Origin of the sequence: Chryseobacterium panacisoli (assembly GCF_008274625.1) — a bacterium.
Taxonomy (GTDB): Bacteria; Bacteroidota; Bacteroidia; order Flavobacteriales; family Weeksellaceae; genus Chryseobacterium; species Chryseobacterium panacisoli.
On the sequence record NZ_VTRU01000003.1, the window covers coordinates 50,259 to 74,579 of the forward strand.

Here is a 24,321-nt window from a genome sequence, read left to right on the forward strand (position 1 = left end):
AAAACACTAATCACCGATAATGCTCAAAAGAACAGTTCTTTTCATCCTGCTTTCTGTCGGATTTTCCGGTATGAAAGCCCAGCAAACCATCCCCTTTCGGATTACAAAACACAATAATATCATTGTGAAAGCCCTTGTCAACAAAAAGGATTCTCTGGATCTGATGTTTCAGATTGCGATGAAAGAGTATTCAATTTCCCCGGAACGAAAGCATAAAGCAGATCATATTATTTTCAACAAAGAAGAAGTCAGTGATCATAATACCGTGGAAATTGGGAAAATCAACCAGAAAAACGTACGCTTTTTTGATAATCAGTTAACGGGACATGAAGCAGATGGAAAAATTGGAACCGGAATTTTTGATGGTAAAGCTTTTAAAATTGATTACGACAACAATCAATTTGTGATGTATGATAAAATGCCAGACCTGAAAGGTTACCAGCCTGTCAATATCATCTTAGACCATGATGGGTTCTATCTTGCAGCAGATAATATTATTGATGGCGACCAACAGCAGGAAGCTTATTTTGTACTGCAATCCGGATTTTCCGGAACCATTCTTTACAGCAACGAGTTTGCAGAAGAAAAGCAGCTTGACAAAAAGCTAAAAGTAACCGGAGAAAAGACACTGAAAAATTCTGAAGGCAAAATTTTAATCACCAAACAGGCCATTCTTCCTTATTTTAAATTAGGAAAGAGTGTTTTCAAAGACATCCCTGCAGGTTTTTTTTCAGGAGAGCTTAAAACACAAAATGTCAGTTATCTCGGGGCCGATATGCTCCGCAGATTTATATGGATTTTTGATGCTGAGAGAAAAATGGCTTATATAAAACCCAGTAAATACTTTTCAGAACCTTATTACAAAATGAATTAGAATATGATAAATACATTGCTATTAAGAAAAAAGATTAAGATCAAAACCACCGCCGCACTTTTATTTTTTCAATTGGTCATAGTGAGCTGTCAGAAAGAAGAAAAGAAAACAGTGATCACCGAAACAAAAACTACAGTTGACACTATAAAAACAACAAAAACTGAAGAGAAAATAGATTATAATAACTTTAATATCTTCAGTCTGTCTATCATTTCATCAGCAGAAAAAGATTCCGATATGGATATTTTTATTTCTGTTTCGGATATCTATAAAGGTGTACAGCCTGTTCCTGCAGATATTCTTAAAAATCAGAAACAGATGACCTATGAAGAACGTCAGCATTTTGAATTGGATGCTCCCAGCAGAAAAAAGCTGCTCGAAGGAATTCACCTTACTGACAATGACTCCCTGTATATTTACGGGTATGGCTCTAACAAACTGCAAAGAATTCCGATCAGCCAATTAAAAGCAGTGGCATATCTAAGTCCTTATACAGATAGTGAAGATTTAGATCCAGACTCTTATATGATGGGGTTTCAGGTAGCAACTCACCAAAAAATAACAGACTCTGATAAATTTGATAATGCCATCGCTTATTTTGGGAATAAAAATCCTTTTGTAGAAAATAAAATGAAGGCGATGAAATGGCAAAAAGCCGGTGCTGATATTTCAAAAAAATATTTTAGTCCATCAAAGTTGATATCAGGAAAAACCTATCAGACACAGTATGAAAATATGACCTATTATCTGCAGGATTATCTTGAAGAAGGAAATATCACAGAACGCAGACTGGCAGTTATCAATGACCATAAAGAAAAGATCGCTGAGAAAACATTCAGCCTTGCAGGAAGTGATGGCGGAGAATTTCTTCCTCTGTATGGAATAGATACTGATGAAGCCAATATTTTTCAATATACAGGTCATCTTTTCAAAGGAAAACCTCCCGTTGTATTTGGATTTATTGCTCAATCTTTTGGCTGTCCTTCCATTAGTTTTTTAGATAAAAAAGAAAGGGATTTTCCGATTAATTGTGATAACAGACATTAACTCTTGCATAGATTCCTACGGAATGACAAACTGTGTGGATAGTTTTTTAGAATAAATCGGCGCAATCAGCAAAATCTGTAAAGTATCAATAGGAACGGGCTTTAGCCCGTTTTTTATTTTATCAACAATCCATTGGCTTTAGCCAAAATTTTTAAAGTTATCATCTATCTAAAAACTAATTATTTGATTTTGTCATTCTGACGAAGGAAGAATCTTATTGATAACAAACACATAAGATTCTTCACTACATTTCATTTCGTTCAGAATGACAATTTCTGTATATTTTAATCAACAATCCATTGGCTTTAGCCAAAACTTATATCATCTATCTAAAAAACCAACCTGTTGATCAACAAATTGGCTTTTTTATCTTCAGTTTATTATTTCTTAGAATAATACAGGTCTTTCAGATTCGTAAAATAAGTTTCTGATTCTTTGAAACCATTACTCTTCATGAATTTGATGACTACATTCAGATAAGCTTCTGAAGGAGTAAATTCTGCTCCCATTTTTTCGGAAAACTTTTTATAATCATCCTCCAGCAGTTTGGGATTTTTAGCCAACTGTTTTATATCGGATCTGAAACCTTTGAATATAAATTTTAAAGATTCATAATTTCCGGGATAGGAAACAGTACCATGGGTTTCTCCTCCGAAAAAACTATGTTTATAGTTCAGAGACCCGTTCTTTTCTATGATTCCTTTAAATTCTTCAATAGCCTGTGTCATATCGGAGTTCCAGTTTTTCTGCTGTTCTTCATTATCTGCCTGAGAAACATATAAGGATTTCTTTGCCGGAAACTTTTTATTTTTTTCTAAATAATCTTTTGCTCTTGAAATCATAATTTTGTTATCCCACCATAAACTCGGGTCATTAGCCACATAAGCATTGAAATAATCAGGATGTGAAAGGAATGTACTGATGGCAAATAATCCCCCGAAAGAATGTCCCACCAATACGGAATAGCCCTGAGTTCTGTAGTTCTTACTGATGAATGGTTTCAGCTCTTCCTGCATAAATTTTACAAAATTTTCGCTTTCTCCGCTGTCTGCAAAAAGAATAACATCCGGATTTACAGGGCTTTTCTTCTGAGCTTTCGTTGGCGTAAGATCTCTTGTTCTTTCTGTATTCTTAATTCCTACTACAATACATTCCGGGATATCAGCATAAGGAGTTCTTGCAATGAAATCTGTTAATCCGGTGTAATATTCAAAATTGATTTCACCGTCAAGCAGATAGATGACCGGATATTTTGCAGGGCTGATGGTATTGTCATCATAGGTTTTAGGCAGGTGAATCCAGATTTCCCTGTTTTCGTTTAAAACTTTTGAAAATACGTTTTGCTTCTCTCCTATTATCAGTTTTTCCTGGGCTTTTCCTAATGTGAAGAGCAAAAATAGTGGAAGGTATATCATTTTAAACCAGTTGTTCATGGTGTGATTCTTTTCTGTGTTGATGAATGTTCTTAATTTCTTTATTCTTTTTGGGTGATTTGTTTCTTCTGCCCCACCAGATCAGGAATCCGGTAACCGGGAGGCTTGTACAGATAATTCCGATAATGAAGGTGAATATTTTACCGAACATTCCGCCCCAATATCCTACATGAAGGTCAAAATTCATATGCTCAATCACTTCATGCATCTGAACTTCTTTAGGATATTCTATCTCCTTTCCGGTATATTTGTCTGTTTCCATACTTTTCCCATTGACAAGGCTTTTTAAGCCAATAAACTGAGCTGCTACTACATGATAAACCGTTGCAGAATCATTTCTTGGGATACTCATTCTGAACTGTTTTGCCTCAGGAAATTCTTTGAACTTTCCGTCTACAAAATCGGTATAGGACAAAGCTTTTTTCCCGGCATCAAATTTCGGCTCATACTTTTCTGCAATACGATGTGCATCTACAGCTCCGCCGAAAGCCTGCTGGGTAAGATTGGTCAAAACCTCATAAGCCATAATCAGTCCTGTGATGGTAATAAATACTGCCGGAAGCAATGAATAGAACCCAAAAACATTATGAAAATCGTAATTTTTCCTACGCCATTTTGTTCCTGATTTGATTTTAAAAGCAGTCGTTCTTGTGGTTTTATTCCATTTTTTAGGCCACCAAAGGATCAACCCGCCAATTAACTGGATAAAAAATATTACAGAAGCAATTCCTACTACGGTTTTCCCAAACTTCCCTGCCAGCAGCTGAGCATGAATATGGGCCACAACATAGAAAAATTCATAGCTCTTTGTAGAACCGATCACTTTTCCGGTGTAAGGATTAAGATAATGATAGGCAAATACACCTCTTGGCCCACGTTCTTTTTTCTTCGGTTTTTCTGCATTATCTGCATTTTTATCTTTAGGCGGTTTGGTTGCTGATGCCACTCTGAAGCTCCTGTCTGCTTCTTTGTAAGTATCAAAATAGAACGCTTTTCTATCTGGAACCTGCTGATGGAATTGAGCTAGTAATTCTTCAGGAGTCATTTTTCTGGTATCCGCAGGAACCTGGATGTATTTGGCACTTCCTCCGCACAGATCAATAATTTCGTCACAAAAGACAAATACAGTTCCCGAAAGAGTAACCGTCAGCACAATGATCCCGGAAACCAGTCCAAGCCAAAGATGCAGCCATCCGGTGATCCTTTTCGTAAGGGATTTCCCCTGCTTTTTTTTAGGATTAGTTTTTTTATTCTCCATATCTGTTTCTGTCATTCAAAAATATAATGGTTGAAAATACAAAGGCACAGCAGGATTTATAACGGCATGTATGTAAAGTGAAAAGAGTTATTCCTGCTGCCATTTACTTTAGCATATTCGAAGGCACAGAAATATTTGTTTATTATAAATCAAAGCGCTGCACCTTTGCGGTTTTCATCCTTATATTTTCGTTGAGATTATTTTTTGTTTTTTAGGGTATTAAAATTTGAATGCAAAATTGGCAAGGATTTCTCTTGGCTTCTGTGGCTGTCCGTAGAAGTTCCAATAGTTTTCATTCAGAGCATTATTCATTTTCAGGCCGATTCTGTATTTTTTCTTGTCATAGAAAATTGTAGCTCCTACGGTAGTATAAGAAGGAGCAAGGAAATGATTGGTAATGTTGATATACGTTTGGTCTACAAAATTAAATCCGGCTCCGAAACCAAGTCCTTCATACGCTCCATCCATAATTTTATAGCTTGTCCATAGATTGGCTACATGTTTTGGTGTCCACGCTATTCTTTTTCCGCTGTCTTTGCTTCGGTCATCGTATTTGTTATCGTTATATCCATATCCGGCAACAATATTCCATCCTTTGAAAGGGTTGGCAATGATTCCTATTTCCAGTCCCTGACTTTTAATATTACCATCCTGAATGCTTCCTATCCCGCCCGGATCTGCAACCAGTCTATTTTTAACATTAATATTATAATAGCTCACGGTTGTCAGTAATTTTTTATGAAAAAGATCTACTTTAAAACCTGTTTCAATCTGATTTCCCTGTTCCGGATCCCATTTTGTCAAAACACCCACTTCGTTAAGAGAAGGAGCATAATTTTTAAATCCATTTACATAATTGGCGAAGAATGAGATCTGATCTTTTACAATTTCATAGACCAATCCGAATTTTGGGGAAAACTGGGTCTGGCTGTATCCAGTAACTTTATTTTCAGGATATCCGTTTTTGGTTGAGATCTCAACACCATTGATGATGGTATCATCATTTTTATAGCTGTCTACTCTCAAACTTGCCATTACCAGTAAATTATCTGTGATATTTAAAACATCAGAGATATAACCGCTGATCGTTCTGAATGTTGTAATATCAGATTCGGTAGATTTTCTCTCCTTGTTCATAAATTTATTTCTCGAGATAGGATCCCACGCTGAAGAGCTGTCAAGATTTACTTTATCATAAGGCATGAAAACATTGCTGTATCCGTTGGCCTCATAATAAGGGAACTGATATTTCGTTCTTTGCTGGAAATAGTCTATTCCCACCACCAAACGGTTTCTTAAGCCACCTATTTTAAAATCTCCGGTAAAATTCTGCTGGATATTGTCTGTAGTCACTTTAAAGCTGTCGAAAGGGCGGATCATTCTTTCTACCTGATTATTATTCAGATATCTGAGCACTAAAAAGATAGACTCATTTTCATTGGCTTCACCTCTCTGGTAAGATGTTCTTGAAGTCCATTGATCGTTGAATTTGTGAGTCACCTCAGCCATCGTCACAAAGTTCGTTCTTTTGGAGCCGATATCATTACTTGTAAAAGCTCTTTTGTAGGCAACTTCCAGGTCTTTCATTGAATGTAAGGTCAATTTCTCTGAGTTTCTTACATAGGCATTCAATGTTTTATCCGGGGCATGGAATTCTGTATCAAGCGTTACTGTGGTTTTATCGCTTACTTTATATAAAACACTTCCGGAAAAGAACAATCCTTTGTTATAACCGGCATCCTGGAAAGAATCCTGAGAATATGCAGCGACATTGAATCTTGCCAATGCAGTTTTTTCTTTATTCAAAGGCGTGTTCACATCTGCTGTAATCCTGTTCATTCCCCAGCTTCCGGTGGTATAATTGATAATTCCTCCAAAGTTTTCCTGTGGTTTTTTAGTGACTATATTCACCACACCCCCATAGTTGGCCAATGTTCCTCCGAATAAGGTTCCGGATGGACCTTTAATTACTTCTACTCTTTCAATATTAGCGATTTCGGACTGTACTCTTGGGTTTTGAGTCAATCCGTTTCTAAAACTGGCATTTGAGCTGAAACCTCTCATGAAAATATCGTTTCCACTGTCGTTTACGCTGTTGCTTACCACAACTCCCGGCGCAGAAGCCATCGCTGTGTTGAAGTCCATAGCTCCCATTTCACTGATGATTTCTTTGGGAACAAGGTTGTAAACGGTAGGGTTTTCAAGATTTTCAAGAGGAAGCCTTGCTATAGATTCCGATTTTTTGGTTCTGTAATTGTGAGTTCCCTGGAGTGATACGGACTGGATTTCAGCCACCTTAATGGTATCCGTTTCCTGGGCACTCAGCATTGTTACGGCTAATAGAGCTGCAGAAATAATTGTTTTTTTCATGTTTATAATTAAGTTAGTTCTGCAAAATTATTTTATTTTTATTAATTCTAAATAAAAATATGATACATATCATAAAAATTACACTTTGAAACAGCCCATCATCAAAGGATTTATGAGATAAGAACTTATATCTGTTATTGATTATCTACTGTGAAATAGTATTTTCGATAACAGAATTTAGATTTTTCTTATCTTCTAATTTTATATATTTAGGGCATTATTGATTGGAATTTTCCAAAAAGGATTTGCCGTGGAAAAATGAATTTAAACTCTTTTAAACTTATTTTTTTTAAAAATGTTTCAGGAAATTTAAAATTTATAGAAAAAATGAATAACAACATTCAGGAAACCGTTCAGGATTTCCTTCAGCATCTTTCGGAGAGAAATCTAACAGAGTTAACCAATTTATTTTCTGACACTGTAGATTGGTATATACCTGGAGATGAAGAAAAAGCACCCTGGCTGGGAGTAAGAAGCAATAAACAGGAAGTATCTGACTTTTTTGAACTTTTATGGAAAAATACAGAACCCATTTTTGCTAAAATCGACCATATTTTCACTGATCATGAAAATGCTGTTATTACAGGAGAATTTGCAACGAAGATGCTTACAACAGGTAATATTACAGAGTCTTTATTCTGTATTCAGATGCGTATTCAGGATCATAAAATAATACGCTACAGATTATTGGAAGATAGTTTGGCAGTTTCAAAAGCTTTGGATAAATAATAAAGACCAGCAGTAAAAACATTGAAAAGCGAAAGATTTTTCTTTCGCTTTTATATAATGATCTAAAATTATCTTTTCTATATCACGGCAGCAGCCATCATCGACATGTAATAATTAGCACAGTGCAAAGCGTTAATTAAAACAATCTCTTTATCCGGAAACATTTCAAAAGCATCAGATGTTGTGATCTGATATTCATAATTCATGGAGGTCCATTTTAAATGAGGTTTTATGATCATAAGCTCCACTCCTTCCTGATCTGTAAGGACAAATGATTCTTTAAAGATGCCTCTGTGTTTAAAGAGATAGCCGTTTTTCACGCCGTCAAAATAAGTCTGCACCACGATTTCACCATTCCAGTTCATCCTGAACTTTAGAAGGACTCTTTCATGATCTTTCAGTTCAATAGTGGTTCCCCAAAAACCTTTTGGTTCCACCTGATAGTTCTGACCAGTTGCAATTTCAATAACAGCATTAAATTTAAACCAGCTTGTATAAGTAAGTTTTCCAATTAATGTCTCTTCTTTTGTGACTTCAAAAGATAAAGAATTGCTTGATTTTGCGTAATATTCTGCCATGGTTATATCTGGATTTGGTGAAGTTTTTATTAGTTTTTAAATAGTAATAACAGCCTGAATTTTAACGCTCTAATTTATAAATAATTCGGTAAACATAAATGCTTTTTTAAGATGTATGATAAAAATGATTGATAACTATTTGTATTTATTTTATTTCCTTTTATGAATTGCTTTCAAATCCTTATCAAGGGCAGTAATCTTATCTAAATTAAAAAACCTCATAGATTTCTGAAATCTATGAGGTTTGGAATATTGATTTTGGTCGAAATTACATCGTCTCCATTTTGAAGCTCATGCTTTCGATTACTTTTAGAATTGCTTCTACCGTATCCATTGAAGTTAAACAAGGAACACCGTTTTCTACGCTCATTCTTCTGATCTGGAATCCGTCTCTTTCTGCCTGCTTACCTTTTGTAGTGGTATTCACAACATACTGAACTTTTCCTTTCTGAATCAGGTCGATAAGGTTTACACTTTCTTCTCCGATTTTGTATCCTATTTTGCAAGGGATTCCTTTTTCCTCAAAGAACTTCGCAGTACCTTCTGTAGCCCAGATTCTGAATCCTACTTCATGGAATCTTGCTGCAAGAGCAGCAGCTTCTCCTTTGTGCTTATCTGCTACTGTGAAAAGGATAGAACCGTGCATCGGAACTTTTCTTCCTGCTGCTACCAATCCTTTGTAAAGTGCTTTCTCAAGAGTAGTATCTTTCCCCATAACCTCTCCTGTAGATTTCATTTCAGGGCCTAAAGAGATATCAACTTTCGTTAGTTTAGAGAAAGAGAATACCGGTACTTTTACAAATACTCCTTCTTTGTTTGGAACCAATCCGTTTTTATAGCCTAAGTCTTTCAGTTTTTGTCCTAAGATTGCCTTTGTTGCAAGATTAGCCATCGGAACTTCTGTAATTTTAGATAAGAAAGGAACAGTTCTTGAAGAACGAGGGTTTACTTCGATTACATATACATTTCCTTCAAAAAGAACGTATTGGATATTCATTAATCCGATAACTTTTAATCCTTTTGCCAATCTTTGTGTATAGTCTACCAAAGTATCAATTTCACTTTGAGAGATATTCTGTGGCGGATATACCGCGATTGAGTCTCCGGAGTGAACTCCTGCTCTTTCGATATGCTCCATAATTCCAGGAATCACTACTGTCTCACCGTCACAGATGGCATCTACTTCAATTTCCTTTCCTACCATGTACTTGTCTACCAATACAGGGTGTTCCGGGCTGGCTTCTACTGCATTTTCCATGTAGTGAGCCAGTTCTGCTTCTGCGTATACAATTTCCATTGCTCTACCTCCAAGAACGTAGCTTGGACGTACCAATACCGGGTAACCGATTTCGTTAGCAATTTTTATAGCTTCTTCTTTAGAAGTTGAAGTTCTTCCTTTTGGCTGAGGAATTCCCAGCTCCTGAAGTGCTTTTTCAAATTTATCTCTGTTTTCAGCTCTGTCAAGATCTTCCAGTGAAGTTCCTAAGATCTGTACTCCGTGAGAGGCTAATTTATCTGCAAGGTTGATCGCAGTCTGCCCTCCGAACTGTACTACTACTCCTTTTGGTTTTTCAAGCTCGATGATGTTCATTACATCTTCTTCTGTAAGCGGCTCGAAATAGAGTTTATCAGAGATAGAGAAGTCTGTAGAAACTGTTTCAGGGTTGTTGTTGATAATAATCGCTTCGTAACCCATTTCTTTAATTGCCCATACTGAGTGAACAGTTGCGTAGTCAAACTCAACTCCCTGTCCGATTCTGATAGGTCCGGAACCTAGTACGATGATCTTTTCTTTGTCTGAAACAACACTTTCGTTCTCTTCTTCGTAGGTTCCGTAGAAATAAGGTGTTTCACTTTCAAACTCAGCAGCACAAGTGTCTACCATTTTGAAAACCGGCATTATTCCGTTTTCTTTTCTGAAGTTGAAAATCTCACGCTCTTTTACATCCCAAAGAACTGCGATATTGATATCTGCAAAGCCTAATTTTTTAGCTTCGATTAATGTTTCTTTATCAAATTTGTTAGCAGCGATTACTTTTTCGAAGTCAACTAACTTTTTCAGTTTCCAGATGAAGAATTTATCGATTTTACTCCATTCTACAATCTGTTCCCAGTCGTACCCTCTTCTTAAAGCATCTCCAATGATGAATAGTCTTTCATCATCACATACTCTGATTCTTCTTTCAATTTCCTCAGCAGTAAGTGCCTCTGCTTGTTTTGTTTTTAATCCTAAATGCTTGATTCCTGTTTCTAATGAACGGATCGCTTTCTGTAAAGATTCTTCAAGATTTCTCCCGATGGCCATTACTTCACCAGTTGCTTTCATCTGAGTGGAAAGTCTTCTGTCTGCAGTTTCAAATTTATCGAATGGGAATCTTGGGAATTTTGTTACCACATAATCCAGTGCCGGCTCAAAACACGCGTATGTTTTTCCAGTTACCGGGTTCATGATTTCGTCAAGCGTTAGTCCTACAGCAATTTTTGCAGCGATCTTTGCAATCGGGTATCCTGTTGCTTTACTTGCTAAAGCTGATGAGCGGGATACTCTTGGATTTACCTCGATGATATAATATTCAAATGAATGTGGATCTAAGGCAAGCTGTACATTACATCCTCCTTCGATACCTAATGCTCTGATGATCTTTAAAGAAGCATTTCTCAGTAACTGATATTCTCTGTCTGAAAGGGTCTGAGAAGGTGCTACTACGATAGAATCCCCTGTGTGAACTCCTACCGGGTCAATATTTTCCATGTTACAAACCACAATGGCGTTGTCGTTTGCATCACGCATCACTTCGTATTCTATTTCTTTGAATCCAGCGATTGATTTCTCAATTAAGCATTGTGTAACCGGGCTATGCTTTAATCCTAATTCGGCAATTTCTTTCAATTCTATCTCATTGGAAGCAATACCTCCTCCTGTTCCCCCCATGGTAAAGGCAGGACGAACAATTACAGGATATCCGATATCATCTGCGAAAGCAAGTGCTCCTTCTACCGTATTAACGATATCAGATTCCGGAACCGGCTCATTCAACTCTCTCATCAACTCACGGAAAAGGTCTCTGTCTTCCGCTCTGTTGATTGCAGAAAGCTTTGTTCCCAGTACTTCCACTTTGCATTCTTCAAGAATTCCTGATTTTTCAAGTTCTACCGCCATGTTCAGACCTGTCTGACCTCCCAATGTTGGTAATAATGCATCCGGACGTTCTTTTCTGATGATGTGGCTTACAAACTGTAATGAAATCGGCTCGATATATACTTTATCAGCGATTTCCACATCCGTCATGATTGTTGCAGGGTTTGAGTTGATCAAAATTACCTTGTAGCCTTCTTCTTTCAAAGACAGGCAAGCCTGCGTTCCTGCGTAATCAAATTCAGCGGCCTGACCGATGATGATAGGTCCTGAACCGATTACTAAAATTGTTTTTATATCTGTACGTTTTGCCATTTTTCTTTTTTTATTAGAGTCAAGAACCTAGAGCCAAGAGCCAAGATTTCCAGACTTTATTTTAAATTATTTTTGAATGAATAAATCATTCTTTGAATTTCAGAAACTTCATTTAGTAAAGCGTTTACTTTTTCTTCAGATAAAAGATCTAACTCTTTCACCAAAATCAACTGAGTTTGCAATTCAAATGCAGAACCTAAAGCTATAGCAAGAAAATGATTAAACTCTTTATTGCTATTTCTTCCAGAACCTTCAGCAATATTAGACGGAATAGAAATAGTACACCTTCTAATCTGTGAAATTAAACCATACTTTTCATCACTACTGATCTCTGGGCAAATCATGTATATATTTTTTGCCAACACAATTGATTTTTGCCAGAAAAGTAATTTTTCAAAGTTATGCATATCCTTTTCTCTTAAGTCTTAAATCTTGATTCTAGGCTCTTGATTCTTGGTTCTTGGTTCTGTTATCTTACTTCTTAAAGTCCTCCATCATTTGAATGAACTCATCAAACAGGTAGTTTGCATCCTCAGGGCCCGGGCTCGCTTCAGGGTGATACTGAACTGAGAAACAAGGGTGGATTTTGTGTTTTAATCCTTCGTTTGTTCTGTCATTCAATGCGATGTGCGTTTCGATAAGGTCTGTTCCTTTTAAGCTTTCCTGATCTACAGCATATCCATGGTTCTGAGAAGTAATGGCGACTGTATTTTTCTCTAAATCCAATACCGGGTGGTTTCCTCCTCTGTGTCCGAATTTAAGCTTGAAAGTTTTCGCTCCACAAGCAAGACCAATTAACTGGTGCCCTAAACAAATTCCGAAGATGGGAACTTTACCTAATAATCCTCTGATCATTTCTAAAGCATGCGGTACATCTTCCGGGTCACCAGGACCGTTTGATAACATAATTCCGTCCGGATTCATCAACAGGATTTCTTCTGCTGTAGTATCCTGAGAAACCACAATGATATCACAGTTTCTTTGAGACAGCTCTCTGATAATTCCCAATTTTGCACCGAAGTCTACCAACACTACTTTGAAACCTCTGTTCGGGTTAGCATACGGTGTTTTTGTTGAAACCTCTTCTACCTGGTTGGTTGGAAAATTTGTTGATTTCAACTCAGAAGCTACTGCAGTTTCATCTGCATCAGCATTTACAATCTTACCTTTTACTACTCCATGGTTACGAAGAATTCTTGTCAGTCTTCTTGTGTCGATTCCTGAAATTCCTGAAAGGTTTTTCTTTTTAAATAGTTCATCTAAAGTAATCTGAGTACGGAAATTGGAAGGAAGATCGCACAATTCTTTTACGATAAGTCCTTTGATAGCCGGCTCAATACTTTCATAATCATCACGGTTAATACCATAATTTCCGATAAGCGGATAGGTCATACAAACTATCTGACCGCAATACGACGGGTCAGAAATCAATTCCTGATATCCTGTCATTCCGGTATTGAAAACTACTTCCCCTGCAGTTTCCAATTCTGCTCCGAAACCTTCTCCATGAAACACTTCACCGGACTCCAGTATTAATTTTTTCTTCATTTTAAACTTTTATCTCTTATTATTTTATTTATATGTCATTAACAGACCGCCCTTACAGGGCTTGGATGATCTATATCCTTTTTTTCTTCTATGGGTTTCACCCATTGCTATTAACAGACCGCCTCTACGAGGCTTGGATTATATATCCTTTTTTGCTTTTATTAGGTTTTGCTTTTATATTAGCAGACCGCTATTTAGCCTTTAACCTGGTTCTTTTACCTTTTCTTCTTATTTAAAGGTAAACCCTTTCTCTTCCAATGCTTCTTTCAAAATGGCCATTCTGGCGAAAACACCGTTTTCCATTTGTTTAAAGATTCTTGATCTTTTGCATTCTACAAGGTCTGAATCTATTTCTACTCCTCGGTTGATAGGCGCCGGATGCATAATGATTGCTTCTTTTTTCATAGCTTTCTCTCTTTCTTTGGTCAGCCCATATCTTTTATGATATTCTGAAGCAGAGAAACTCATGGCAGCATCGTGTCTTTCATGCTGGATTCTTAATAACATCAGAACATCTACTTCAGCAATCAGCTCATCAACCGACATATAAGTTCCATTGATCAGCGCTCCTTCATCAAACCACTGTTCAGGTCCTGAGAAATATACTTTAGCACCTAGTCTTCTTAATGCTTCTGCATTGGAGTTGGCAACACGGCTGTGTTTTACGTCTCCTACAATTCCTACCTTTAATCCTTCAAACTTTCCGAATTCCTGATAGATCGTCATCAGATCCAGCATACACTGTGAAGGATGGTTTCCTGTTCCGTCTCCTCCGTTGATCACAGGAATCTTAATATTTTTCAGTTCTTCGAAGTATCTGTCTTTCTTATCACGAATTACCACAAGGTTTACTCCTATACTTTCAATGGTCTTTACTGTATCATAAAGGCTTTCCCCTTTGTTTACCGAACTGTGTGATGCATCAAACGGAACTATCTGAAGTCCCAGTTTTCTTTCTGCAAGATCAAAACTTGTTTTCGTTCTTGTACTGTCTTCGAAGAAAAGGTTTGAGCAAAAAACTTCTCCTTCAATTTTAGCAGTTTTACCGTTCGCAAAAGCCAGCGCTTCTGTCAGTATACTGTTGATTCTCTCGGTGCTTAGTTCTGTAATCGTAAACATAATTCTTATTTTTGGGCATAAAAAAAGCGAAGACAACAATCTTCGCTAATAACAATAAATATCGTAAAGGGCGCTTTCGCCCGGTAAATCTAATGATATAAATGCTTTTTTATTCATTAGGTGCAAAGATACAACAATTTTATGAACCTACAAAAACAAAGTTTAAAATAAATTAAAAACCTCAGTATTTCCTTATTCTCATTTTAAATTAATATTTTTGTTACAACTCAATTTATTTTATGGATTTAAAAGACAAAATGATTCTCAGCATTATTCAGGAAGATTCCACTTTATCGGTTAAAGAAATTTCCGAAAAAATTGGTCTTACCTTTACTCCTACGTATGAACGAATCAAACAATTGGAGAAACATGGGATCATTCAGAAATATGTAGGACTTTTAAGCCGTGAAAAACTGGGGTTAAATATTGTAGTCTACTGTAATGTCCGTCTCAAGGAACAATCCAAGAAAGTATTGGAAACCTTTGAAAATCATATTGGAAAATATGATGAGGTACAGGAAATCATCAGTCTTTCCGGAGAGTACGACTATATGCTGAAGATCATTGCCAAAGATATCAATTCGTATAATGAATTTGCTGTGAATGTTATCTCAAACATTCCTAATATCGGGCAATACCACAGCTCAATTGTGCTTCACGAAGTAAAAAAATCTACTAAGTTTAAAATTGACCTGGAATAATCATTTTATTTTTAAACCAAAACTGATTTAAACTTCTTGCTGAAAATCTTTGATTTTCCTCGCGCCTTAAAAATAATATACACATTATCATTTTGCGCCTTTGCGTTTACCAACACTCTTTCCTTTCCAATCTCTTATTTTGTTAGAAAACGCAAAGACGCAAAAGAAATTACCTAACTTTATGTTTCAAGGCGCAAAGATTTTATCTCCGATAAAATTTTACCAGCATATTTAATCTCAATTTCCAACCATAGCCAGTATTAAAGATCAATCATCAAATTCAAAGAGCAGAGTAAAATCCAGCCATTAAGATCACTTAAGCAGATAAGATTTATAAGATTAAGGCTTTCACAACGAAAAGGCAGCAGGCTAAAATAATTTAGAGATTCTACTGATTTTTGCTTAAGTTTTATGATCTTAATGACTCAGATTCTAACCCAATAATTTATTTTTCAGTTTATTGAACTGATATTCTATTTTATCCAGACAAAGATTTCCGATACTTCCCTGATGGGTATGTTCAAGGTTTCCGGGTTCAAATTCAAACGCGTTATTTTCAATCTCCTGCCCTATTTTCACATAAGCGTCACGGAATGAGCTTCCGTTTTTCACTTCTTCATTGATCTTTTCTACACTGAAAAGGTATTTGTACTTTTCATCTTCCAGAATTCCGTCTTTCACCTGAATATTAGGTAAAGTATAGCTTAAGATCTCCAGACACTCTTTCAGGGAATCAATAGCTGGGAAAAGAATTTCCTTGGTCAGCTGCACATCTCTGTGATATCCTGAAGGCAGATTGTTGGTCAATAAAATAAGTTCGTTCGGAAGTGACTGAATTCTGTTGCATCGCGCACGAACCAACTCGAAAATATCCGGATTCTTTTTATGAGGCATAATACTGCTTCCTGTGGTAAATTCCTTTGGGAAACTGATAAAATCAAAGTTTTGGTTCAAGTACAAACATACATCATAAGCAAATTTCCCAAGCGTTCCCGCTAAAGTAGCCATTGACATTGCCAGCATTTTTTCTGATTTCCCACGGGTCATCTGAGCGTATACCGAGTTGTAGTTCATTGACTGGAACCCTAAATTATAGGTTGTACTTTCACGGTTGATCGGAAACGAAGAACCGTAACCCGCTGCTGAACCCAATGGATTCTTATTAATGATATTCTTTACTGAAAACAGCATTTCCACATCATCCAAAAGGGCTTCTCCATAAGCCCCGAACCACAATCCGAATGAAGAAGGCATCGCAATCTGCAAATGGGTATATCCCGGAAGCAGAACATTTTTATGCTGATCTGCCAATTGAATTAAAATCTGGAAAAACTCATCGGTAAGAGCCGTAATCTCACGGATCTCATCCAATAAATATAATTTAATATCGAGTAAAACCTGATCATTTCTAGATCGTGCCGTATGAATTTTCTTTCCTGTATCTCCTAATTCTTCTATTAAGATTGCTTCTACCTGAGAATGGATATCCTCAGCTTCTTTATCAATTTCAAAACTACCGTCTTCAATTTTATTTAAAATACTATTTAAAACAGATAACATCTGCTCTGATTCTTCCTGGGAAATAATCCCGGTTTCTGCTAACATTTTGCAATGTGCCATAGAACCTTTGACATCATATTTGGCCAAACGTTCGTCAAAGTCAAGATCTTTCCCAACGGTAAAATTATTGACTAATATATTGGTGGCAAGGTCATCCTTCTGCCATATTTTTTTCATATTTAATTGTCTATTTTTTAAAAATCATATGCAATCACCACTTCTATCTGCTGTATTACCAGAAAAATTCGTTGGTAGTGATTTCATAATCCCTGATTTAAAATACTGATTGATTTTGACATGCCCGGCAAGGCAATCCTTATTACTATTAACTATAAAAAAACATTTCCTTATGTGAAGCTTTCATTTCTAATTTTCTTTTTTGCATAAATCTTATTAAAAACTAAACTTCGTGCCTGCCGGGCGGAGTCAAAACATATATTGAGCTGGAAACCCGAAGCTGAAGGCCGGAAGCGAACTACAAACTAACTGTAATAACGTCCATCTTCCTGCTTCCTCTTCCATTCCTTATAACACTTTTTCTAAAATTCTGATGTAGATTTCTATTCCTTCTTCTATTTCTTGGATATAGATAAATTCATCTGCAGTGTGAGAGCGCCTACTGTCTCCGGGGCCTATTTTCACGGATGTACATGGAATAATAGCCTGATCCGAAGATGTTGGAGAACCATATGTTGTCCTTCCTATTTCAAGGCCTGCTTTCACAAACGGATGATCCATTTCAATTTTTGAAGAATTCAGTCTGAACGATCTTGCCGTTAAAGTAGATTTCATCTGAGACTGAATAATTTCAAATGCTTCCTGATTGGAATATTCATCCGTCACCCTTACATCCAGTGTAAAATTGCATGATTCGGGAACAACGTTATGCTGTACTCCTGCATGAATTCCTGATAAAGTAACTTTAACCTCTCCCAGGTATTCTGAAACCTTTGGAAATCTGAAGGCTAAAATATTCCGGAGATCCTCCATACATTTTACAATCGAGTTGTCATTATTCGGATGAGCGGCATGAGAAGGAGTCCCTTTCATTTCTCCATCAATCACAAGAAGTCCTTTTTCTGCAATCGCCAGATTCATCTGCGTGGGTTCTCCTACAATGGCGAGTTCTACGTTGGGTAGCTGCGGAAAGAGTGCCTCAATTCCATCAAATCCTGAAATCTCCTCCTCTGCCGTCAAAGCAATCACTAAATTATATTTTAAATCTTCTTTATCATAAAAATGTAAAAAAACCTGTGCCATGGAAACCAAAGAAGCTCCCGCATCATTGCTTCCCAACCCAAACAGTTTGCCCTCTTTTTCAACAGGAACAAACGGATCAAGTGTATACGCCTTGTTAGGCTTTACCGTATCATGATGGGTATTGAGTAAAACGGAAGGTTTAAATACATCGAAATGTTTATTCACTGCCCAGATGTTGTTTTTAAAACGTTTCGTAGGAATCTGATGCTTTTTAAAAAAATTCTCAATTTCCACCGACGTATTGAATTCATCTTTGCTGAATGAAGGAATCTCAATCAAATTTTTAAGTAATCCGACCGCGTTGTTTAACAACTCTTCTTTATTATAAACAGATTTCAGTTCCTGCATGGTGATTTTCTATATGGTTTTTCAGTTCTGTTTCCTTGATGAGAAACACTTTTTCTACATTATTTTTTATCGCTCCCAGAGCATTTTCAAGTTTGGGTAAAATCCCTTTGTGAAGTTTTCCTTCTTCTTTTAACACCGTAAAATCTTCCTCAGTAACACTTCTGATCACTGATTCCGGATCATCCACATCCTCCAAAACACCTTCTTTATCAAAACAATACAGCAATTCAACTTCATATTTCTCTGACATGGCCTGCGCCATTACAGAAGCAATGGTATCTGCATTGGTATTGAAAAGATTTCCTTTTCTATCATGGGTAATCGCTGAAAATACCGGAATAAGATCCAGTTTGATCAATTTTGAAACCAGCTTCCTGTTTACGCTTTTCTTTGTGATATCTCCTACAAATCCAAAATCTATTTCAGGATGTTCCCTTTTTTTAGCTTTGATTAAGTTTCCGTCTGCTCCGGAAAACCCTATGGCATTGCACTTTTTCTGCTGCAGTTTTTCAACAATATTTTTATTGATTCCTCCCGCATATACCATGGTTACAATATCCAGTGTTTCTTTATCTGTAATCCTCCTGCCATTGATCATTTTCTGCTCGATGCCGAGTTTATCTGCCAGCGTTGTAGCCAATTTACCTCCACCATGTACAAGGATCTTCTTTTCCTGAATTTCAGAAAATTGTTCTAAGAATTGGGTTAATAATTCCTCATCATCAATTAAAGCTCCGCCTATTTTTATGATGTATAATTTTTCTTTCATTGTAAACATTTTGAAGTCCTTACTCTTTTCTGTTCTTATCAAAGATTAAAACCGTGACAGGGATCAAGATTCTGGATTGAAAAAATTATCAGGCATTCAGCTCATCTAAAATTTCACTGAAAACAGCCTGTGCAGAGAAAATCCGGTTTTTTGCCTGTTGATAGATGATAGAATGATCTCCATCCATTACTTCATCACTCAGCTCCACATTACGGCGAACGGGAAGACAGTGCATCACTTTCGCATCATTGGTAAGCGTTAATTTTTCATTGGTAAGCATCCAGTCTCCCTTCACTTCAGGCATTGCTGCATAGTCATCAAAAGAAGACCAGTTCTTTACATAAATGAAATCAGCATCTTTTAAAGCTTCATCCTGATTATGGATTATTTTTACATCTTTGGTGAAGTTTTTATCCAGATCATATCCTTCCGGATTGGCAATCACCAGTTCCACATCCATTTCCTGCATCCATTCTGCAAAAGAATTTCCAACGGCGTGTGCAATAGGTTTGATGTGCGGCGCCCAGGTCAATACCACTTTTGGTTTATAGTCTTTCTCCCAGTTTTCTGTAATGGTAATACAGTCTGCAAGGCTTTGCAGCGGATGACGTGTTGCAGACTCCAATGAGATCACAGGCACTTTTGCATGTTTTTCAAACTGGCTCAAGATACTTTCGTTCACATCATCTTCTTTGCTCTTCATTCCTGCAAAACAACGTACTGCGATAATATCACAATATTGATTCAGGACTTCGATAGCATCTTTGATGTGTTCTACAGTATCTCCGTTCATTACAGCTCCATCAGCAAATTCAAGATTCCAGGCTTCCTGCGCAGCGTTTAATGTTAATACATTTAAACCGAGGTTTTGAGCTGCAATCTGACTACTGAGACGGGTTCTCAAACTTGAATTTAAAAATACAAGTCCAATTGTTTTTCCTTTTCCTTTTTCCGTTTCGGTAAGGGGATCTGCTTTTATCTGTAAAGCTTTTTTTATGATTTCCTGTAAGTTTTCTACATCACTTACAGAGGTAAATTTTTTCATTTTAAATTGATTTTAAAGATTTTGTTTTTTAATCCTTTAGCTTCCTTCCAATACTGTTTTCAAAGCATTGATGAAAAGATCAGTTTCCTCTTTTTTGATATTGAGTGCCGGAAGAATCCTCAACACTGTTTTATCATTTGAGTTTCCTGTGAAAATATGATGATCGAACAATAAGCTTTTCCTTATTTCTGAGCAATCTCCGTCGAGCTCTATTCCAATCATCAATCCTTTCCTTCGGATGGATTTAATATGAGGTAAATCTTTAATTTCATTTTCAATATACTCGCCCATTTTCTGAGCATTTTCGATAAGATTTTCATCTTTCATTACATCCAGAACAGCAATGGAAGCGGCACAAGCCAGATGATTCCCCCCGAATGTAGTTCCCAGCAAACCGTTGCTTGCCTGGAATTTAGGATGGATCAAAACTCCACCTACCGGGAAACCATTCCCCATTCCTTTTGCTGTAGTAATAATATCCGCCTGAACATCAAACTCCTGATGCGCAAAGAAATAACCGCTTCTTCCGTATCCGGATTGTACTTCATCCAAAATAAGAACAGCATCATATTTTTCACACAGTTCTTTAATTTTAGATAAAAATTCCGGTGTAGGGATCATAATTCCGCCTACTCCCTGAATTCCTTCAATGATGACAGAAGAGATCTCACTTCCGTACTTCTCAAAAGTCTCTTCAAGCTGCTGTATATCATTCCATTCTGATTTGATGAATCTTTCTGAAAAGTTAACCGGAGCTACAATTTTTGGATTGTCTGTTACTGAAACAGCCGCCGAAGTTCTTCCGTGAAATGAACCTGAAAAATACAGCACTTTGCTTTTTCCATTATGAAAAGAAGCCAGTTTCAATGCATTTTCATTGGCTTCCGCTCCTGAATTACACAAGAAAAGGTTATAATCTTCATATCCTGAAAGTTTTCCCAGCTTTTCCGCCAGCTCAGTCTGTAATTCGTTCTGAACGGAGTTGGAATAAAAAGATATTTTTTCCAGTTGATCTTTCAGCTTATTCTGATAATACGGATGGTTATGACCAATGGAAATTACAGCGTGACCTCCGTAGAAATCAAGATATTTTTCACCTTTGTCATCCCAAAGGAAAGATCCTTGTGCCTTAACCGGATTTATATTGAATAATGGATATACGTTGAATAAATTCATTTTTTTGTTGCTAGTTGTTAGTTGATGGTTGAAAATTTACAGGTCCAAATAGTTATTCTTTATACTATTGCAACCTATTATCTGCAACCTTCTACCTCATTAATACATTTTACCTTAGAATGCTATTGGTTTTAAGTTTAATCCTGCATTTTCGTCCCAGTTCATGGCCAGATTCATATTCTGTACTGCCTGCCCTGAAGCTCCCTTTAACAAATTGTCAATCGCTGAGTGAATAACGACAACATTTCCACTCTTTTCGATCTGAATCACACAGCGATTGGTATTGACAACCTGCTTTAAATCAACTGCCTTCCTACTTACCGTAACGAAAGGCTCCTCCGCATAAAAATCCTGATACAATTGTTCTATTTCCTCCAGCATCAAATCCGTCTTCATGGTGGAACTTGTAAAAATTCCTCTTGCAAAATCTCCTCTCCAGGGAACAAAATTCAGGTTTACTTCTTTATTATTAAATGAAATCAGCTGTTGTAAAATCTCATCTACATGTTGATGTGTTAAAGTTTTATAAGCTGAAACATTATCATTTCTCCAGGTAAAATGAGTTGTTACCTGCAAAGACTGTCCAGCTCCCGTAGAACCTGTAATCCCTGTAGTAAAAACTTCATTTAACACTTTTTTTTCTGCTAATGGCAGTAAAGCCAACTGAATTGCTGTAGCAAAACATCCCGGGTTCGCAACACTTCTTGCCCCCGCCAGTTGTTTTTTATTGATTTCAGGCAATCCGTAGATAAAATTTCTATTTCCAAAATTTCCTTCTAAACGGAAATCATTTCCGAGATCAATCACCAGCGTTTCATCTTTTACAGGATTTTGAGTTAACCAGTTTTGACTTTCTTTATGAGGAAGACACAGAAAAAGAATATCTACATCTTCGGGTTTATCTGTCAAAACCATTTCACAAACCGTCGTTAAATCCGGGTACAGATCCGAAATTGGTGTTCCCGAATTCGAACGACTATATAAAAAACTCAATGTCACATGGGGATGAAAAGCCAGTAAGCGTATCAGCTCACTTCCTGTATAACCGTTGGCACCAATTATTCCTACTGTTTTCTTCATTTTGATTCTGACAGAATTTCATTCTGCCTTACATTAATTTTCCTTTCGGAACTCATTGATATTCTGGTTAATCTGATGGTATATATTTAAGGAATTACTTACAATCTTTGTATATCCTTTCACATCGTCGCCTGTCCATGCTCTGTTAGCCTCTCCATAACTTCCGAATTTATCAGACATCAGGTCATGATCAGATTCAATTCCGTTAAGAATAAATCTGTATGGATAAAGAGTTACAAACACTTTTCCACTGACTGTTTTCTGAGAATCCGTCAGAAAAGACTCTATATTTCTCATCACAGGATCCAGGAATAGCGCTTCATGAAGCCAGTTTCCATACCAGTCGGATAACTGAGACTTCATCATTTGCTGATATTTTGAAAGCGTATGCTTCTCTAGTAAATGATGTGCCTTGATGATCACTGATGCTGCAGCGGCTTCAAATCCCACTCTTCCTTTAATCCCAACAATCGTATCTCCTACATGAACATCGCGGCCTATTCCATAAGCTGAAGCTAATTCTTCTATTTTTTGAATCGCATATACGGAATGTTCAAAGTTTTCTCCATTCACTCCTATTACCTCTCCGTTTTTAAACTCAATCTCCAGTTCTGAAGGCTGGGTTTCTTTAATCTGAGATGGAAACGCTTCTTCTGGTAGATAGTTTCTTGAAGTCAAAGTTTCTTTTCCTCCTACTGAAGTTCCCCAAAGTCCTTTATTTACGGAATATTGTGCTTTATGGAATTCCATTTCATAACCATGATCTTTTAAGAACTCAATTTCTTCTTCACGGGACAGAGCCATATCGCGGATAGGTGTAATAATTTCAATATCCGGGCACATTACCTGGAAAATCAAATCAAAACGGACCTGATCATTTCCGGCTCCGGTACTTCCGTGAGCAATAGCATCTGCTTTTACTTCAATCGCATATTTTGCAATTTCCTGCGCCTGAATCGTACGCTCAGCACTTACAGAAAGAGGATAGGTATTATTCTTCAATACATTCCCAAAAATCAGATATTTCACACATGAATTATAGTAATCCTCCTGAGCGTCCACACACCTGTAATCTTTTACCCCAAGGTTTAAAGCTTTTCTTTCCAGTTCTTTTTCCTCTTCTTTTGAAAAACCTCCGGTATTTACAGTAACTGCATACACATCATACCCTAATGTTTCACTAAGATATTTTACACAGTAGGAAGTATCTAAACCTCCGCTAAACGCTAAGATGACTTTCTTTTTCATCTGGACTCTTTTTATTTTTTTTAGTTGTCAAATGAAACTCATCAAGGGATTTTTGTACAGAATACTCAAAATCCGATTGGTTCGTTTCATCATATTTATTATCAGGCTGGTTATTCACCCCCTCTTTTTTTTTATCATTTTCAGGAACAAACAACATGGCTGTACATAAACAGTTTTTACGTTCCTTCATCATTAAAATCTCATAGTTCACACAGTTTTTGCAGCCGTTCCAGAATTCTTCATCCTGAGTCAGTTCAGAATAAATTACTGGTTTATATCCTAAATCACTGTTGATTTTCATTACTGCCAAACCTGTTGTCAATCCGAACACTTTAGCTTCCGGATATTTATCTCTAGATAATTGGAAAACCCTCTGCTTGATTTGAGTTGCCACGCCCCCGTTCCTGAATTTCGGAGACACAATCAATCCCGAATTGGCCACAAACTTCCCATGTGACCAGGTCTCTATATAACAGAAACCTACCCACTCACCATTTTCAGTGGCTACCACAGCATTGCCTTCCGAAATCTTCTTACTCAAATATTCTATGGAACGTTTTGCGATCCCCGTTCCTCTGCGCTGTGCAGAATCATACATTTCCTGCTGTATTTCACTCACATACATTAGATGTTCGCATGAGGAAATTTCTATTTCCATTTATTTATCTAATTTTTTTGGCAAATTTAAAATATAATTTCTTTAAAATCCAAATAAAAAAGATATTTT

Annotated in this window: 20 protein-coding genes; 4 read left to right on the plus strand and 16 right to left on the minus strand. The window is 36.8% G+C overall.

Translation table 11 applies throughout. From position 1 onward, the window contains the following. Positions 1-19: 19 nt before the first annotated feature. A complete protein-coding gene (locus tag FW781_RS13390; RefSeq protein ID WP_149387879.1) occupies positions 20-874 on the plus strand; it encodes a hypothetical protein in 855 nt (284 codons plus the stop codon). Positions 875-877: 3 nt separating this feature from the next. Continuing rightward, positions 878-1,921 carry a hypothetical protein gene (locus tag FW781_RS13395; protein ID WP_149387880.1) on the plus strand — a complete coding sequence of 348 codons (1,044 nt, stop codon included), beginning with the start codon at positions 878-880 and terminating at the stop codon, positions 1,919-1,921. A 380-nt stretch (positions 1,922-2,301) separates the two neighbouring features. Here FW781_RS13395 and FW781_RS13400 read toward each other — a convergent pair whose 3' ends face one another. From FW781_RS13400 to FW781_RS13410, 3 genes are all read right to left on the minus strand, one after another. Beyond that, positions 2,302-3,354, minus strand: coding sequence for an alpha/beta hydrolase (locus FW781_RS13400; protein WP_149387881.1), 1,053 nt, complete (start codon positions 3,352-3,354; stop codon positions 2,302-2,304). Next, positions 3,338-4,627, minus strand: a complete 1,290-nt coding sequence (locus FW781_RS13405; protein WP_228720200.1) for a PepSY-associated TM helix domain-containing protein — start codon at positions 4,625-4,627, stop codon at positions 3,338-3,340. The genes FW781_RS13400 and FW781_RS13405 overlap by 17 nt, the downstream gene beginning before the upstream one ends. 204 nt (positions 4,628-4,831) lie before the next feature. After that, positions 4,832-6,982, minus strand: coding sequence for a TonB-dependent siderophore receptor (locus tag FW781_RS13410; protein ID WP_149387882.1), 2,151 nt, complete (start codon positions 6,980-6,982; stop codon positions 4,832-4,834). 327 nt (positions 6,983-7,309) lie between these two features. Here FW781_RS13410 and FW781_RS13415 point away from each other — a divergent pair, with 327 nt between their 5' ends. Then, complete coding sequence (locus FW781_RS13415) at positions 7,310-7,711, plus strand: nuclear transport factor 2 family protein (protein ID WP_172625726.1); 402 nt, start codon at positions 7,310-7,312, stop codon at positions 7,709-7,711. A gap of 77 nt (positions 7,712-7,788) precedes the next feature. Here the strand turns inward: FW781_RS13415 and FW781_RS13420 are convergent, their stop codons facing one another. The 5 genes from FW781_RS13420 to FW781_RS13440 form a co-directional block, all read right to left on the minus strand. Further along, complete coding sequence (locus FW781_RS13420; RefSeq protein WP_149387884.1) at positions 7,789-8,289, minus strand: hypothetical protein; 501 nt, start codon at positions 8,287-8,289, stop codon at positions 7,789-7,791. A 268-nt stretch (positions 8,290-8,557) separates the two neighbouring features. Further along, positions 8,558-11,740: a carbamoyl-phosphate synthase large subunit gene (carB, locus tag FW781_RS13425; protein WP_149387885.1), complete on the minus strand. Its 3,183-nt coding sequence runs from the start codon at positions 11,738-11,740 to the stop codon at positions 8,558-8,560. A gap of 56 nt (positions 11,741-11,796) precedes the next feature. Continuing rightward, positions 11,797-12,147, minus strand: a complete 351-nt coding sequence (locus FW781_RS13430) for a four helix bundle protein (RefSeq protein ID WP_149387886.1) — start codon at positions 12,145-12,147, stop codon at positions 11,797-11,799. 67 nt (positions 12,148-12,214) lie between these two features. Then, the gene (locus FW781_RS13435; RefSeq protein ID WP_149387887.1) at positions 12,215-13,288 is read right to left on the minus strand and encodes a carbamoyl phosphate synthase small subunit; all 1,074 of its coding nucleotides are present in this window, start codon (positions 13,286-13,288) and stop codon (positions 12,215-12,217) included. Between the two features lie 228 nt (positions 13,289-13,516). Then, the gene (locus FW781_RS13440; RefSeq protein WP_149387888.1) at positions 13,517-14,407 is read right to left on the minus strand and encodes an aspartate carbamoyltransferase catalytic subunit; all 891 of its coding nucleotides are present in this window, start codon (positions 14,405-14,407) and stop codon (positions 13,517-13,519) included. Between the two features lie 239 nt (positions 14,408-14,646). Between FW781_RS13440 and FW781_RS13445 the strand changes: the two genes are divergently transcribed. Continuing rightward, positions 14,647-15,108 carry an Lrp/AsnC family transcriptional regulator gene (locus FW781_RS13445; RefSeq protein ID WP_149387889.1) on the plus strand — a complete coding sequence of 154 codons (462 nt, stop codon included), beginning with the start codon at positions 14,647-14,649 and terminating at the stop codon, positions 15,106-15,108. A 432-nt stretch (positions 15,109-15,540) separates the two neighbouring features. On the opposite strand, the gene argH is transcribed toward FW781_RS13445, so the two are convergent. From argH to FW781_RS13485, 8 genes are all read right to left on the minus strand, one after another. Continuing rightward, positions 15,541-16,845, minus strand: coding sequence for an argininosuccinate lyase (gene argH, locus FW781_RS13450; protein ID WP_149387890.1), 1,305 nt, complete (start codon positions 16,843-16,845; stop codon positions 15,541-15,543). 348 nt (positions 16,846-17,193) lie between these two features. Further along, a complete protein-coding gene (locus FW781_RS13455) occupies positions 17,194-18,276 on the minus strand; it encodes a M20 family metallo-hydrolase (protein WP_149387891.1) in 1,083 nt (360 codons plus the stop codon). Beyond that, the gene (gene argB, locus FW781_RS13460; protein WP_149387892.1) at positions 18,251-19,045 is read right to left on the minus strand and encodes an acetylglutamate kinase; all 795 of its coding nucleotides are present in this window, start codon (positions 19,043-19,045) and stop codon (positions 18,251-18,253) included. Before argB ends, FW781_RS13455 begins: the two co-directional genes overlap by 26 nt. A gap of 88 nt (positions 19,046-19,133) precedes the next feature. Continuing rightward, a complete protein-coding gene (locus FW781_RS13465; protein ID WP_149387893.1) occupies positions 19,134-20,090 on the minus strand; it encodes an N-acetylornithine carbamoyltransferase in 957 nt (318 codons plus the stop codon). A gap of 36 nt (positions 20,091-20,126) precedes the next feature. Further along, entirely contained in the window at positions 20,127-21,266 is a 1,140-nt protein-coding gene (locus tag FW781_RS13470) for an aspartate aminotransferase family protein (protein WP_149387894.1), read from the minus strand. Positions 21,267-21,380: 114 nt separating this feature from the next. Continuing rightward, the gene (gene argC / locus FW781_RS13475; protein WP_149387895.1) at positions 21,381-22,346 is read right to left on the minus strand and encodes an N-acetyl-gamma-glutamyl-phosphate reductase; all 966 of its coding nucleotides are present in this window, start codon (positions 22,344-22,346) and stop codon (positions 21,381-21,383) included. A gap of 33 nt (positions 22,347-22,379) precedes the next feature. Beyond that, a complete protein-coding gene (locus tag FW781_RS13480; RefSeq protein ID WP_149387896.1) occupies positions 22,380-23,594 on the minus strand; it encodes an argininosuccinate synthase in 1,215 nt (404 codons plus the stop codon). Next, entirely contained in the window at positions 23,566-24,252 is a 687-nt protein-coding gene (locus FW781_RS13485; RefSeq protein ID WP_149387897.1) for a GNAT family N-acetyltransferase, read from the minus strand. Before FW781_RS13485 ends, FW781_RS13480 begins: the two co-directional genes overlap by 29 nt. Positions 24,253-24,321: the final 69 nt, after the last annotated feature.